Origin of the sequence: Bacillus sp. PSXD-155 (assembly GCF_049310765.1) — a bacterium.
Taxonomy (GTDB): Bacteria; Bacillota; Bacilli; order Bacillales; family Bacillaceae_G; genus Bacillus_A; species Bacillus_A cereus.
On record NZ_JBMOWC010000005.1, the window covers coordinates 264,494 to 280,624 of the forward strand.

The window sequence follows — 16,131 nt, forward strand, 5'->3', positions numbered from 1 at the left end:
ATAAACTAAAACGTTAATAAGTAGATTTCTCTCTCTTTTCTACTTTTAATTATTCATTCATATTAAGATTTTTATAAACTCATTATATGCCTACCTTAACAGGTATATAGTAGCTTACTTCTTATTTTACAATACAATGACCTAATTCAAAACGTATTCTACATAGTATTAATGAAGATTTAAGGAAACTTACATTTTTTTAAATAGGTCTTACCACTACTGTAACATAAAAAGCAAGCTATCAGTAGAAATCTGTCCTACAAATAGCTTGCTTTTCTTATTTTTTAAGTAAGTTTCACTATCAAATGAATGGCATGAACATCGGGATGACAACTACTGTTACAACCCCAACTACCGTTACAGCGATACTTGCCATCGCTGCCTCTACCTCACCCATTTCAATTCCTACTGCAACTCCTAGTGCATGGCCCGCTGTTCCAAGTGCTAAACCTTTTGCAATCGGATGTTTCACTCTAAATGTTTTTAAGAATAATGCTCCTAATGCGTATACGATAACTGCGTTGAAAATAACCGCAAACGATGTAATTGCAGGAATACCACCGATACTTTCTGAAATTGGTAACGCAATTGCTGTTGTTGCTGCTTGTGGTAGCATTGAATTCATTACTGCTGTATCTAAACCGATTGCTTTTGCAACAATGAACACGACAATTACTGAACAAATAGATCCAACCACGATAGCTGATAAAATTTGCCACCAATATTTTTTCAACTTATCAACTTGTTTATATAGTGGGATAGCGAATGCAATTGTTGCTGGCTCTAAGAAGAAACTAATCATTTTTCCACCAGTATTATATTCTTCAAAAGTAAAGTTACCTACCTTTAGAAAGACAATCCCTAATACCATCGCTACGAATAATGGTGTAAATAGGAAGAACCCTTTTGAATGCTTGAATAATAATGTTCCGATTCCGTATGCGATTAATGAAACGACGATTCCGAAATATGGAGTCATTGTGCTTGCCATGTTCATTACCTCCTAACAATATATAAATTCAATGGTTACGCAACCTTTCCGTGCTTGCGTCCTTTATTTACTACTTTCAATTCTTTTGTATCTTCTGTTTCTTTTTCATCTTTTCCTAAAATGAATTGTGCAAATAATCCTGTTACAGCGAGTAAAATAACTGTTGCTACAACAATTACAGTTAAAATTTGTACAAAGTATTGCCCCATTACACCAAGAGAATTAATAACTGAAATACCTGATGGGACGAAAAGGAATCCGATAATACCGGTTAAAGCTGTTCCAAGTGATTCAACTTGCTCCAATTTAATTACTTTTAAACATAATAGACTAAATAAAATAACTAACCCGATTACCGATGAAGGCATTGGAATTGGTAAATGCGTTGCAATAATATTTGAAATTAACATAATAGCTGAGAATATAAATGCTTGTGATAAGAAACTATTTACTTTTTTCGTACTCATTTTGGCCACCTCTTTCGATTTGGTACCTTTATTGTATAGGATATAAACACCAAAGTAAGCGTTTACATAACGGAACGTCAAATATACAGAATCAGTTACAAATATAAAAGGATGAAATACAAAAGCCGCTTCTTAAATACGAAGCAGCTTCTTGAGTTCTTTTGCATATGTACGGCTAACAGGTACTTTCGATCCTTCTTTCATGATTAAATTATAAGTAGAATTGAACCATGGCTGAATTTCAGTAATATGATTAATATTCGCAATAAAGCTACGATGGATGCGCATGAAGCTTGCTTGTGGTAACTTCTTCTCTAAAATTACAAGTGTATCATGTGTTACATACGTTTCCCTCATTGTTTTTACTGTTACTTTCCCATCTACAAGCCCTACATATATAATGTCTTCAATATTCACAAGTACGATTGATTCTTCAATTGGTAATGCTAATTTATGCATCTCTGCTGCTACATCTGTCCCCTTTATTTCGTGCTTCGTTTCTATTTGCGCTTGTTTTTGTTTTTTATACTTCTTTAATGTTTGCACAATACGTTCTTCATCAAATGGTTTTAAAATGTAGTCTAACGCATCTACTTCAAATGCTTGCAGCGCATATTGATCATAGGCAGTAGCAAATACAATTGCAGGTGGATTTTTCATCTTCTTTAATATATTCGCGATTTCAAATCCGTTATCATCGGATAATTGAATATCTAAAAACACAATATCTGGTCTACTTTGCATTAGTTCTTCTAATGCGTCTTCCACACAATCAGCCTCACCAACTATCTCAACTTCTTTCGTTCTCTCTAATAAATACTTTAGTTCATCACGTGCTAACATTTCATCGTCAACTACTAATACTTTTAACACCCGGCTCTTCCTCCCCTACTTTTTTTGGAATAATAAAGGTAATCTCCGTCCTTTTATTTAATTCACTTTCGATATGAAGCATCGTTTCTTTCCCAAATAACCCAATAAGACGTTCATTAATATTATATAAAGCTGTTCCAGTCCCTTTCTTTGATGAAACTACCATCTTTCCTAATTGTTCTAAACGTTCTTCCTCAATTCCCTGTCCATTATCTTTTACTTCAAAGTGAACCATACCCTCTTTTTCAAAAACATGCACTTCCACTTCGCATATTGGTTGCTTCTGCGGAAAAGCATGTCGCAGTGCATTTTCAACCAATAGTTGAAGAACAAATGGTGGTACTAAAGTTGTCTTTAGCTCATCCTCAATATACATCTTTACCTCATACTTATTTGGGAACCTTGCTTGTTCTAGTGATAAGTATGCCTGTACGTGGTTTAATTCTTGCTCTAGTGGAATCAATAACTGACGTGCCCCTTGCAAATTACAACGAAAATACACGCTCAGCTGTAATAGTAACTTCCTTGCTTTTTCTACATCTGTTCGGCATAAAGCTGATACTGTATTAATCGCATTAAATAAAAAGTGCGGGTTAATTTGCGCTTGTAATGCTTTTATCTCCGCATCTTGAAGTAATTTACTTTGCAACTCAGCTTCTCCTAACTCTAACTGCGTGGAGAATATCTTTGCTAACCCTTCTGCTAATTCTTCTTCAACGCGACTTAACTGGTTAGAATTTTTGAAATACAGTTTTAATGTACCTATCGTATTTCCATGTGAAGTTAGTGGAATAACAATAGCGGCTTGTAAGGGACAGCTTTCATGTTGGCAATTAATAACCTCACGTGATTTCGCCTTCATTATTTGCCCTGTATGTAAAACCTCTTTTGATAAACCAGTTATTAAACTATGTGAAGGAATATGGTGATCTGATGCTAATCCAACGTGCGCTAATATTTTCTCTGTATCTGTTAAAGATACCGCATCCGTTCCTGTAAAGCGGTGAATAATTTGTGCTACATGCTTACACGATTCTTCTGTTAAACCTTGACGAAAATACGGTAACGTTTTATCAGCAATACGCAATACTTTATGAGTCTGAAGTGCTTTTGCATTCTCCTCCTGACGCAAAATAGCTTGTATCATAGAAAGTAAAATAAAACTTCCAAAACTATTTACAAGAATCATCGGTATCGCTATTGTTTTCACAACGCTAATTCCATCCTCTATAATTAATAAAATCATAACCATTTCTAAAGATACGATAAAAACACTTAAAACTGCTGAAAACTTAGGAGTAATTGTACGATTATATTTTTTGAAAATATATCCGATATAACCAGTTATAATCCCCGCTAAAATAGAAGAGATTGCGCAGCTTAGCGCTGTCGTACCACCAAGCATATAACGATGAATACCAGCAATAAACCCTACTCCAACCCCTACGATAGGGCCACCAAGTAAGCCACTAATACCAACACCCATAATACGCGTATTCGCAATTGTACTTGACGAAGAAACACCTTGTAACCAATTTTCATTCATAATCGTATTTCCTGCTATTTCAATCCCAGTGTAATTGCTTACAATTGTAAATACCGAAAAAATACAAATAAGCTTAAGCTTATCTACATAGCCATCCTGTTTATGAAGGAGACGTCTGAAAGTTTTAATATGAGAGAGTAAAAATCCTAAAATAACTATAAGTCCGACTCGTTCAATCATCATGAGTACTAAATTTAGCATCTTTGATTCATTCCTTTTTATTTAGTTAGTTTTATTATGGGAAAATAATGAAGTCGGCGTCAAGAAGAACGAAATATTTTTTGAAATATTTTACACATAATAACTTCCTCTTTATTTGACAATACAATAGAAGAGTGCTAAAAATAAAGTAATATAATACAGTCCTTTAACCCAACCCCGTGAGGTTGAGAAGGAAGTCGGAATACAATATACGTATGTTCTTCTTTGGGGATACGTATGCTTTTTTGGCCTTCTCATCATATCAGGTGAGAAGGCCTTTTGTTATTCTTCCATAGCGACTGTAGAAAATAAGGAGGAGTAATAATGAACGTCACTACTGATGTACAACAAATAACAGAGGAGACGAAAGCGAAAAGATATAAAACATTATTTGGTTCTGCGCTAGGATATGCAGCAGAAGGTTTAGATATGTTGCTATTATCTTTCGTACTTGTCTATATTTTAAAAGAGTTTCACTTAAGTCCTGTTGAAGGTGGAAACTTAACATTAGCTACCACAATAGGGATGTTAATTGGTTCTTATTTATTTGGATTTATTGCTGATTTATTTGGACGTATTCGTACAATGGCCTTCACAATCTTACTGTTTTCACTAGCAACCGCACTCATTTATTTCGCAACAGACTACTGGCAATTATTAATTCTTCGCTTTTTAGTTGGAATGGGAGTTGGTGGTGAATTCGGAATCGGAATGGCCATTGTAACAGAAACATGGTCTAAAGAAATGCGCGCTAAAGCGACATCTGTTGTTGCACTTGGATGGCAATTTGGTGTACTGGTTGCTTCACTCCTTCCAGCATTTATTGTCCCGCATTTTGGATGGAGAGCCGTTTTCTTATTTGGATTAATTCCAGCTTTACTAGCTGTCTATGTCCGTAAAAGTTTAAGTGAACCGAAAATATGGGAGCAAAAACAACGCTACAAAAAAGAACTATTGCAAAAAGAAGCTGCAGGTAAATTAACACCTACTGAAGCAGAACAACTAAAACATATAAAAAAATTCCCACTTCGAAAGTTATTTGCCAGTAAAAAAGTAACAATCACAACAATCGGTCTTATTATTATGTCATTTATCCAGAACTTCGGATATTACGGAATCTTCACATGGATGCCAACTATTTTAGCAAATAAATATAACTATACATTAGCAAAAGCAAGTGGCTGGATGTTCATTTCTACCATCGGTATGCTAATTGGAATTGCAACCTTTGGTATTCTAGCTGATAAAATTGGTCGTCGTAAAACTTTTGCAATTTATTATATTGGCGGTACAGTATACTGCCTCATTTACTTCTTCTTATTCACAGATTCAACATTATTATTATGGGGAAGTGCATTGCTTGGATTCTTTGCAAATGGAATGATGGGAGGATTTGGGGCAATTTTAGCTGAAAACTATCCTGCTGAAGCTCGCTCTACCGCAGAAAACTTTATTTTCGGTACAGGACGTGGATTAGCTGGATTTGGGCCTGTTATCATCGGCTTACTCGCTACAGGTGGCAACCTACTTGGAGCATTGTCCCTGATTTTTATCATCTACCCAATCGGGTTAATTACAATGCTACTATGTGTACCAGAAACAAAGGGAAAAGTATTAGATTAAACGTAAAAGAGGAAGCATCTCATTTAAGATGCTTCCTCTTTTACGTTTTTATTTATTTTGATTTACTAGCCTTCTGAAATAAGAATGCAGTTTTATCTTCTTCTTTTACAATACCTTGTTTTAATGCTAATTCTCCCGCAACTTTAGGCGCTAACCATAGCATCGGGAATAACAAAATTGATACCGGAACTGCCGTCACTACGATAAACGATTGTAGCGCATTAATACTTCCTTCACCCATATATAAAAGAATTGCTGCAACTGCTCCCATAATAAGCGACCAAAAAATTCGCAAACTAATTCTAGGATCTCCGTCTCCAGTCACTGCCATTGAAATGGAATACGCCATTGAATCTCCTGTTGTCACTACAAATAAAATTGTTAATAAAAGAAATGCTGGTCCAATAATATTAGAAAGTGGCAATTGTCCTGTAATTGCAATCATAGCTGCCGGCATACCAGATTCACTTAATGCATCCGAGATAGAACCAGGATTCATTAACTCATAAAACACACCTGATCCACCTAATATAGTAAACCAAAACGTTGTAATAATAGGTGCGATAATTCCAATTGCAACGATGATTTCTCGAATCGTTCTCCCTCTTGAAATTCGACTCACTAAAATTGCCATCATTGGTCCGTATCCAATAAACCATCCCCAGAAAAAGATTGTCCAAGATCCTAACCAACTTGTATCACCACGGTATGTGCTCATCGGTATAAACTCACTTACATAAAATCCAAACGAAGAAACAAACGAATCAATAATAAATCCACCTGGCCCAAATAGTAATATGAATGCCATTAACAAAATTGCTAATCTAACATTTAAATTACTTATAATTTGAATCCCTTTATCAATACCTGTTACTGCCGATATGGTAGACACGGCCACTACACAAACAATAATTGCTAATTGAGTAGTAAATACATCAGAAATTCCAAATAATTCTTGTAACCCATAACTTGCTTGTAAACCTAAAAATCCAATTGGGCCAATTGTACCTGCAGCTACTGCAATAATTGCAGCTGCATCAATTATCGTTCCAAGCAGGCTCTTTCTTAATTTTCCCCCAAAAATAGGATATAAAAGCGTTCGAGGTTTTAGCGGCATACCTTTATGATAATGTCCATACATCATAACTACCGCACTAATTGTACCTAAAATCGTCCATGCTAAAAATCCCCAATGCATATAACTTTGTGCTAAAGCAGGCATAACTGCTTCTTTCGTTCCAGCAGATATACCATCATGTATTGGTGGCACCGTCATCAAATGGTACATTGGCTCTGCTGCTGCCCAAAAAACGCCACCTCCGGCAAGTAATGTAGACATAATAATAGCAAGCCATTTTGCCGTACTAATCTCAGGTTTTTCTAATCCCCCAAGTTTAACTCTCCCATATTTGGAGAACGCCATACACATCGCAACAATAAATGTACCTAATAATAAAACTTGCCAGAAGGCACCAAAATATTTAATTGAAAAAGCGAAACTGTTATTAATCGCACTCTCTACATAATCCTTGTTCAAAAAAACTGCAATTACAAATAATAAAAGTGAACCACCGCTAATAATAAACAAAGGCCAATCAGTTTTTCGACTCTTCATCCTCATTTACACTTCCTCCTTCCTCAGCAATCTAAAAAAACAACTTTATTATGTTTTATTGTTTAAACCCAAAACACAATAATTATATATGCATAACATTTTATCGACTTCCCACATACTTATGTTGTCCCTAAAAATATGCCAAATCCCTTATTAAAAAGAAAAAATCTCTTTCTCTTACATAAAAAAGCAAAACAAAAGACCTTATATTTCTATAAGGTCTTCGAAACAGAAATTTGATTATAACATAAGGAACTCCTTGGTTCAAAAATCCTCTTCCAAAAATAACCGAGAGTAAAGGCTTCCATTTGCTACATAACAGTAATTAAAAAAAATATATTTTGCAGAAAAAAACTGCACTAAATATTATTTATGAAAGAAATTTGGCTTCAAAATTTCATTCGGATACGGTTTATGATAAATATGAGTGGTAGCTGGAGATAGCGGTGGAATAAGCCACACCCAATTACCTGTTACAACACGACCACAAGCAGCTTCTTGCTTCTCAAATTGCTGAAATTGTTGTGCAGCAGTATGATGATCAACAATACTAACTCCTTGTTTTTTAAAAGAGTGTAGTACGGCAATATTCAACTCAATTAGCGCCTTATCCTTCCATAACGTACCGTTTCTCGATGTATCTAAATCCATCATCTCCGCAACAGCCGGAAGTAAATTATAACGATCATGATCCGCTAAGTTGCGCGCCCCAATTTCTGTTCCCATATACCATCCATTGAACGGAGCGGCTGTATAAGAAATACCGCCAATTTCTAAGCGCATATCTGAAATCATTGGAACCCCATACCATTTTGCTCCAAGTGATGAAATAGGGTATTCTGGGTGTTCAATTGGCACTTCTTTTACTTCTTTCCTCGGAATTTCTTTATATGTAGGCGCCTTCCCGTTTATAGAAAATACAAGTGGCAATACATCGAAATTCGTACCTTCTCCTTGCCAGCCAAGCTCCTGACAAAAGTCCGTAAATGTAGCGGAATGCGAGTCACCGATCACTCCCATTTCTGTTTTATATCCTGCATATCGAATCAATTGGTGATTATAAATTCGTATATTATTTTCCTCACCTTGATATTGCTTAAAAATCGTAATGGTTGGTTTAACTTTTCCATCGTTCGTTGCATATTTAATATGATGAATTAATGCATTATATACACCCTCTTCATCATTTACTTCGCGCGCATCTAATATGTGCATCTTACTCCAAAATAGTCTTCCAATACATCTATTACTGTTACGCCATGCCATTCGTGAACCATGAACAAGTTCTTCAAATGTATGCTCATATGTCCCTGTCTTCTCTATCTCAATTTGAATTTCTTTTATACGTTCTTCTATCAATTGTTCTTTATGAAGCTCCTTATAACAAATCGTAATAAAATTACTTGCTTCCTCTATTAATTGTTTCGTTTTACTCATAAACAATCTCCTTCTATTTCAACAAAACCTTGCTACTTTACAGTATAAGCAAAAAGGATAGGAGTCACAAATGAAATTGAGAGTGTTACTTTTATTGTAATATTTTTCAGAAAATTAACAGACTTACTATTGACTTATATGGAAAATGGGTGTATTTTTGACTCAGGTAAAGTATTTTTACCTAGGCCAACTTTTTTAAATAGAAAGGAGGTAATGTTATGTCTTCATTTCAATTGCCAAAGCTTTCATATGACTATGATGAACTAGAGCCACATATCGATAGCAATACACTTTCCATTCATCATGGAAAGCACCATGCGACATACGTAAACAATTTAAATGCTACTTTAGAAAATTATACTGAATTACATAATAAATCTTTAGAAGAATTGCTATGTAATTTAGATGCTTTACCGAAGGAAATTGTTACAGCTGTAAGAAATAACGGTGGTGGTCACTATTGTCATAGTCTTTTTTGGGAAGTGATGAGCCCACGAGGTGGCGGTGAGCCTAATGGAGACGTTGCAAAAGTAATTGATTATTATTTCAATACCTTTGACAACTTAAAAGATCAACTTTCCAAAGCAGCTATTAGTCGTTTTGGAAGTGGCTATGGATGGCTTGTTCTTGACGGTGAGGAACTCTCTGTTATGAGTACACCAAATCAAGATACGCCTTTGCAAGAAGGGAAAATCCCCTTACTCGTAATTGATGTATGGGAACATGCTTATTATTTAAAGTATCAAAATCGGCGCCCAGAGTTTGTTACCAATTGGTGGCATACAGTAAACTGGGACCAAGTAAACGAGAAGTATTTACAAGCAATTCAATCACAAAAACATTAGTCGTATGTATAAGGTAAATTTGGTAATGTAAAATCAGTATTGTCGAAATCCTCCAGAATCCCCCGGATTGCCACCGGGGGATTTATGATTACTTCATTGTATTTATATAATGTTTTAAAACATTTTTTATTTCTAGTTTCAGCTCTCGGAACAAAAATCCAAATTTACGAGCCTTTCCATTATGTAACGTACAGTTAGTTACCTCATTATAAGGAGCTATATTTTCTCCAGCTTCCTGGATGAGTGCTTTTATTCCCGTCTTCTCTTCTATGAAATGAATAATTTCTTCCGTAGAAACTACCCCGTTACTACAGGCGTTAATTGGTCCTTTCACATTTTCCATTCCGCACCAAGCTAGAAACTCTCCTGCCTCTTTTTCATGTATAAATGACAAAGTTCCATCTACATGATCCACAACGATAGGTTTTTGGTTCACAACACATTCAACGTAAAATTGTAACCTTTTCGTATAGTCATTTTCTCCAATAACAACTGGAAAACGCACTGCAACGACTGGGAATGTTGCATATTGAAATAAAACCGCTTCGGCTAATCGCTTTCCTTCACTATAATTAAAATCATTTCTATCTCCATATGTAATTGCATATTCGTATGGATTGAAGTCCTCTTCTAACAAACTTAATGCAGGTTCATAGACAGCCATTGAAGATGTCATAATATACTTCTTCGTTTTTCCTTTCAAAACTTCACATACCATTTTCGCTGCATTTGAACTATAGCATAAATTATCGTATACAATATCATAACTTTTTCCTTCTAGACGCTCTTCTAGTAGCTTTCTATCTTTTCTATCGACAATTATTCTTTTTACTGCGCTACCAAAAGAATCTTCAGTAACTCCCCTTGTGGCAATTGTTACATCGTGTCCAGCTTGCAAAAGGTACTCTACTAAATGTTTACCAAAAAACCTTGTTCCTCCTAGCACCAACACTTTCTTCAATTTCATCATCCCCATTTTCATGATTTATGAGATACCACCTCTTTTATTATAAAACGCTAATATATAAAAAAGCATGAAATCAGTTTAACGATTCCATGCTTTTATGCAGATCATATATTAACGTACTCGATATTTATAAATACAATAACAGAAGTACAAAATAGAAATTACTGATACATAAACCCATAGTTCATATACGAATCCCTCTCCCCATACTCCCATAAAATAAAATAGTGAAGGTAAAGTCAATGTTACCCATGATTGTACGAAGGCAATCCTTCCAAGATATTGATTGATGTTCTTCTTTTGTGTATTTAATACAAAGAATAAATACCAAAGTAATGCCCACATAAACCACGTTAATGCATTAACAACATCATGGAATTGAACAAATGAAACAACCATATAGAATAAAGCAATAATTGCTACCCAAATACAAAACCATCCTAGACCACTACTATCCATTCCTTTTATAAAAGTAACACCTACATATAAATAAGTTAATCCAAATAAGAAAGTAGCCGCATATGAATACACTGTCCAATTGCTTTGGTCAGAAATCATGATCAAATAAAACGGAATAATAATTTGTAGTGCACCCACAAATAAATTAAAAACACCCGCACTTTTCATCTCTGCTTTCCCTAATATAACAAGACTATTTAAAAATAAAGCTGCCCCTGAAAGTAATAATCCTATATAACCCATATATATTCGTGTGAAAATCTTTACCTTTCACACTTTTAACCTCCCCACACTATAAAGTGATACTGATATTATTTTTCTTCCCATTTAAAACTACATACATAATTTTTCATCTGAATAAGTCAGACCTCCTACCTTAAAAAGGAGCGAACTTAAAACGCTTTCAATAATAAATAATCCTATCAAAACATGAACTAGGATTCCTTGATTATAAACGGACTCTAGCAATGATACAAGTGTTGGAATACTTTTCAATAATACGCTTTCAATTTCTATAAAAAATTAATAAAATAATACATTCCTCTATCTCATTCTACTACCTTCTAGCATAAGATATTGTAAAATCATATCATTTAAAACAGCAAACGTTCTTTTCTAGGTTCGCTAATAAACTTAATAAAAATGACCTCTTGCTTTTATGCAAAGGTCATTTTTTTATTCATCATTAAACTTCTAAATAGCCATTTTTATTATTTGATTGCCATTTCCAAGAATCTGCACACATCTCTTCTAATCCGCGTGTTGCCTCCCAGCCTAATTCACGCTTCGCTTTAGATGCATCAGCAAAACACACTGCCACGTCACCTGGGCGACGCTCTGTAATTTTATAAGGAACTTTCTTGCCCGAAACTTTTTCAAACGCTTTAACCATCTCTAGTACACTATAGCCCATGCCTGTGCCTAGGTTATAAGCATCTACTCCTGTTGTATTCAGTACTTTCTCAAGCGCCTTTACGTGACCATTTGCTAAGTCCACAACATGGATGTAATCACGGACTCCTGTTCCATCTTTCGTTGGATAGTCATTTCCGAATACACTTAATTCTTTTAACTTACCTACTGCTACTTGCGTTACATATGGCATTAAGTTATTTGGGATTCCATTTGGATCTTCTCCGATACGCCCACTTTCGTGTGCACCAAATGGATTGAAATAGCGAAGTAATGCGATACTCCATTCTGCATCTGCAAATGCTACATCACGCATAATTTGCTCAATCATTAATTTCGTTTGACCATATGGATTTGTTGCACTTAATGGAAATTCCTCCGTAATCGGTGACGTTTCCGGGATACCATATACAGTTGCAGATGAACTAAAGATCATCTTCTTTACATTATGTTTCTGCATTACTTCACATAGCACTAACGTGCTTGTAATGTTGTTATGATAATATGTTAATGGAATCGCTACTGACTCCCCTACAGCTTTAAATCCTGCAAAGTGAATAACTGCTTCAATTGCATTTTCTTCAAAAACTACGTCAAGCGCTTCTCGATTTAAAACGTCTTCTTTATAAAACTTAAATTGTTTTCCTGTTATTTCTTTCACTCGATTTATAGATTCTATCGAGCTATTCGAAAGATTATCCACTACTATAATTTCGTAACCGCTATTTAGTAATTCTACACATGTATGACTACCAATATACCCTGCTCCACCTGTTACAAGTATTGCCATAATTATAGTCCTCCATATTTCATTCATTATAAACTTCTCAAAGTATATCACATATTTCTTATCCTATGTTTAATATGCGAACACAGAAACTTACATTTTATCCCATAATAATTTTATAACATATACGATTCTAATCAGGTAATAAAAAAACGCCACATAATAAAAATTATGTGGCGTTTTTTTATTAAATTACGTAACAATATACACTTAGAAAATGCGCAAGACTACCTAGTAATACAAAAACATGAAAAATTTCATGATGTCCCATATATTTAAACTCTAACCATTTTGGCTTTGTTCCATAAATAAATCCACCAATTGTATAAAAAATGCCACCAAGTACTAAGAAAACAATGCCTCCTGTACTTAAATTCTCAGCTAGCGGCGCAAAGAATAAAACAATTAACCAACCCATCGTAATATAAATTGCTGTCGATAACCATCTTGGACAATTAAACCAAAACATTTTAAACACAATGCCACAAATCGCAGTTGCATAGACTAAACAAAATAATAGCAAACCACTTGCTGAATTTAATGTAATTAAGCAAAAGGGTGCATATGTACCTGCAATTAATATAAAAATCATAGAATGATCTAGCTTCCTAAAGAAGTAAATAACACGTTCATTGGCCACAACACTATGATACACAGCTGATGCCGTATAAAGGACCATCATCCCAATACCAAACAAAATAACAGCTGTAATTGCAGCAAATGATGGCATCTTAATAGAAACTTTCACAAGCATAGCTAATAATGCAACAAATGACAATATCGCTCCACCCAAGTGAGTAAATGCATTAACTGGTTCTCTTACATAAGCATTCATAATAACACCCCTTATATAATTACATGTAGTTTTAATAACTACATGTAATTATATACACATTTCATTTTAAGGTCAACATTTACAATTCATTTGTTTCGTAATACCATATTTAAAGATATATTAAACATTAAGTTCCACTAAGTTATAAAAGTGAGGGATCCTACGTGGAAAATATAAATGAATTACTTGAAACATTACATTTAGAAAAAAATATTAAACTTGAGGATATTCCAAATGTTGACTTATATGTAGACCAAGTTGTCCAACTATTTGAGAATACTTATGCAGATACAACAAGAACTGACGATGAAAAAGTATTAACAAAAACGATGATTAATAATTACGCAAAAGGGAAACTATTCATCCCTATCAAAAATAAAAAGTATTCAAAAGAGCATATGATTTTAATTAGCTTAATTTATCAATTAAAAGGCGCTCTCTCCATTAATGACATAAAGAGTTCATTAGAAAATATAAATAACTCCTTATTAAACGATGATACATTCGATTTAAATACGGTATATAAAAATTATCTTGCTCTTACTGAAACCAATGTCGAAAGCTTTAAACAAGACGTAAATAACCGTGTTGCTGAAGTAAATGAAATCTCTTCCTTAGAAGATACAAAGCTCGAAAAATTTCTACTATTAACATCCTTCGTGACTATGAGTAATATGTATAGACGTTTAGCAGAGCAACTAGTTGATGATTTGAAAGAATCATAAATAAAAAACTATCCACCTATTAGAGTGGATAGTTTTTTATTTACTTAATTGCCTCATGAACTTTTAATTGTTTCCCTTTAATCGTTGTAGTCTTCATGACTTTCAAGACAAGCGGTCCTTTTCCATTTAATATTTCAACGTAAGAAACGTTATCTTGTATCGTAATAATGCCTATATCTTCTGCTGTAACACCTTTAATTTTAGCAATTGTACCGACGAAATCTACCGCCCTAATTTTCTTTTTCTTCCCGCCATTAAAGTACAGCTTCATAATGCCTTTGTTTATGTCCGCATTTTTATCTTTCTTTATAATTGGTTTAGCATGTATCTTTTCTTCAAATGCAGCTTTCTCTTTCATAACTTCTTCTTTTGAAGGTCCAATTGCCTTTGGAATTTCAAAACCAATATAATCCTCAATCTCTTCTAAAAATCTATTTTCATATGGTGTTATAAATGTAATAGCTTTTCCACTATTTCCAGCTCGTCCCGTTCTTCCAGTACGATGTACATAGCTTTCTTTTTCAAGTGGAATATCATAATTAATAACATGTGTAATATTATCAATATCGATTCCTCTCGCAGCCACGTCTGTTGCTACTAAATAACGGAATTTCCCTTTTCTAAAATCATCCATGACTTCAAAACGATCTTCTTGTACCATACCACCATGTATTTTGTCGCAAGGATAGTTAGCTCGTTTTAACTGTCTATATACATAATCTACATTTTCTTGTGTACGACAGAAAATAATACAACTATCTGGATTCTCAATCGTTGTTACATCTTTAAGTAGTGAAAGCTTCTCGTCTTCTATTACCTCAAAAAGAGTATGTTCAATTTTATCCGTTGTAATCCCAGCTGCTTTAATTTCGATATGAGTTGGTGAATTCATATATGTACGAGACAATTTTTCAACATCTTCTGGAAGTGTTGCTGAAAATAGCATTGTCATTCTTTTTGTAGGTAATTCATCAATAATTGCCTCTACTTGATCGATAAAGCCCATATTTAGCATCTCATCTGCTTCATCAATAACTAAATACTTCAAACACTCTAAAGAAAGGGTACCCTTTTCAATATGATCCAACACACGACCAGGAGTCCCAACTACAATATGTGTCTTTTGCTTTAATTCTAATTTTTGACGTGCAAATGGAGATTTCCCATAAACTGCCGCAGCCTTAATCCTTTTGAATCGACCTATATTTGTAATATCTTCTTTTACCTGTACCGCAAGCTCTCTCGTTGGTGTTAAAACTAATGCTTGTGGTTTATTCTCTTCCCACTCCACCATTTCACAAAGCGGAATACCAAATGAAGCTGTTTTTCCACTTCCAGTCTGGGACTTCACAACAAGATCCTTCTTTTGTAATGCGACTGGAATAACCTCACCTTGTACTTCTGTTGGATGATCATATCCTAACCCAGTAAGTGCCCTTACAATTTCCTTACTTAATTTATAATCAGAAAAACTTTTTTTACTCATATATTAACCTCATTTTATTCTGTATTATTTTCTTTTTTATCTTTTGTATACGTTACTATCACCCTACTTATTATACTTGAAACCTCACATAAAAAGGTGGATCATACCAGATTCATCTTTTTTATATAGAAATAAACCTTATCATTTCATATATTGTTCAACTAATTGATAACATCTTTTGCTCGTATTGTTAGCATTAACCCTTTCATAGTACCCTCACCCTACCAAAAAATAAAAAGAATACATACAACCTTGTATAATTATCTCAATTTTTCAACCTTTTTTCATAAACGAACAATACAATTGAAAAAATGTTTTAAATTCGTTTTTAACGTTTTTTTTCAGATATAAAATCTACTTTT

General features: G+C 34.2%; 14 protein-coding genes. 3 read left to right on the plus strand and 11 right to left on the minus strand.

Annotated elements, in window-relative coordinates:
* Nucleotides 1-301 precede the first annotated feature (301 nt).
* From lrgB to lytS, 4 genes are all read right to left on the minus strand, one after another.
* Nucleotides 302-991 (minus strand): antiholin-like protein LrgB, encoded by a 690-nt coding sequence (gene lrgB, locus ACO6VI_RS07805; protein WP_063549223.1) that lies wholly within the window; start codon nt 989-991, stop codon nt 302-304.
* Between the two features lie 35 nt (nt 992-1,026).
* Entirely contained in the window at nt 1,027-1,458 is a 432-nt protein-coding gene (gene lrgA / locus ACO6VI_RS07810) for an antiholin-like murein hydrolase modulator LrgA (protein ID WP_023523620.1), read from the minus strand.
* A gap of 132 nt (nt 1,459-1,590) precedes the next feature.
* Nucleotides 1,591-2,331 carry a LytR/AlgR family response regulator transcription factor gene (locus ACO6VI_RS07815; RefSeq protein WP_000921848.1) on the minus strand — a complete coding sequence of 247 codons (741 nt, stop codon included), beginning with the start codon at nt 2,329-2,331 and terminating at the stop codon, nt 1,591-1,593.
* The gene (lytS, locus tag ACO6VI_RS07820) at nt 2,309-4,078 is read right to left on the minus strand and encodes a two-component system sensor histidine kinase LytS (RefSeq protein ID WP_098818237.1); all 1,770 of its coding nucleotides are present in this window, start codon (nt 4,076-4,078) and stop codon (nt 2,309-2,311) included. Before lytS ends, ACO6VI_RS07815 begins: the two co-directional genes overlap by 23 nt.
* Nucleotides 4,079-4,402: 324 nt before the next feature.
* Between lytS and ACO6VI_RS07825 the strand changes: the two genes are divergently transcribed.
* A complete protein-coding gene (locus tag ACO6VI_RS07825; RefSeq protein ID WP_016513283.1) occupies nt 4,403-5,701 on the plus strand; it encodes an MFS transporter in 1,299 nt (432 codons plus the stop codon).
* A gap of 52 nt (nt 5,702-5,753) precedes the next feature.
* On the opposite strand, the gene ACO6VI_RS07830 is transcribed toward ACO6VI_RS07825, so the two are convergent.
* The gene (locus ACO6VI_RS07830; RefSeq protein ID WP_161520351.1) at nt 5,754-7,322 is read right to left on the minus strand and encodes a BCCT family transporter; all 1,569 of its coding nucleotides are present in this window, start codon (nt 7,320-7,322) and stop codon (nt 5,754-5,756) included.
* Between the two features lie 360 nt (nt 7,323-7,682).
* The gene (locus tag ACO6VI_RS07835; protein ID WP_000047620.1) at nt 7,683-8,753 is read right to left on the minus strand and encodes a nitric oxide synthase oxygenase; all 1,071 of its coding nucleotides are present in this window, start codon (nt 8,751-8,753) and stop codon (nt 7,683-7,685) included.
* Between the two features lie 218 nt (nt 8,754-8,971).
* Between ACO6VI_RS07835 and sodA the strand changes: the two genes are divergently transcribed.
* Nucleotides 8,972-9,598 carry a superoxide dismutase [Mn] gene (gene sodA / locus ACO6VI_RS07840; protein WP_000094037.1) on the plus strand — a complete coding sequence of 209 codons (627 nt, stop codon included), beginning with the start codon at nt 8,972-8,974 and terminating at the stop codon, nt 9,596-9,598.
* An 88-nt stretch (nt 9,599-9,686) separates the two neighbouring features.
* Here the strand turns inward: sodA and ACO6VI_RS07845 are convergent, their stop codons facing one another.
* The 4 genes from ACO6VI_RS07845 to trhA all read right to left on the minus strand — a co-directional run bounded on the left by ACO6VI_RS07845 (nt 9,687) and on the right by trhA (nt 13,558).
* Entirely contained in the window at nt 9,687-10,580 is an 894-nt protein-coding gene (locus ACO6VI_RS07845; RefSeq protein WP_043924732.1) for an NAD-dependent epimerase/dehydratase family protein, read from the minus strand.
* 96 nt (nt 10,581-10,676) lie between these two features.
* Nucleotides 10,677-11,267, minus strand: coding sequence for an AmiS/UreI family transporter (locus ACO6VI_RS07850; protein ID WP_000540540.1), 591 nt, complete (start codon nt 11,265-11,267; stop codon nt 10,677-10,679).
* Between the two features lie 442 nt (nt 11,268-11,709).
* Entirely contained in the window at nt 11,710-12,726 is a 1,017-nt protein-coding gene (gene galE, locus ACO6VI_RS07855; protein ID WP_098355717.1) for a UDP-glucose 4-epimerase GalE, read from the minus strand.
* 184 nt (nt 12,727-12,910) lie between these two features.
* Nucleotides 12,911-13,558 (minus strand): PAQR family membrane homeostasis protein TrhA, encoded by a 648-nt coding sequence (gene trhA, locus ACO6VI_RS07860; protein WP_000995368.1) that lies wholly within the window; start codon nt 13,556-13,558, stop codon nt 12,911-12,913.
* Between the two features lie 164 nt (nt 13,559-13,722).
* Here trhA and ACO6VI_RS07865 point away from each other — a divergent pair, with 164 nt between their 5' ends.
* The gene (locus ACO6VI_RS07865; protein ID WP_000427877.1) at nt 13,723-14,283 is read left to right on the plus strand and encodes a DUF1836 domain-containing protein; all 561 of its coding nucleotides are present in this window, start codon (nt 13,723-13,725) and stop codon (nt 14,281-14,283) included.
* Nucleotides 14,284-14,323: 40 nt separating this feature from the next.
* Here ACO6VI_RS07865 and ACO6VI_RS07870 read toward each other — a convergent pair whose 3' ends face one another.
* Nucleotides 14,324-15,769, minus strand: coding sequence for a DEAD/DEAH box helicase (locus tag ACO6VI_RS07870; protein WP_161520350.1), 1,446 nt, complete (start codon nt 15,767-15,769; stop codon nt 14,324-14,326).
* Nucleotides 15,770-16,131: the final 362 nt, after the last annotated feature.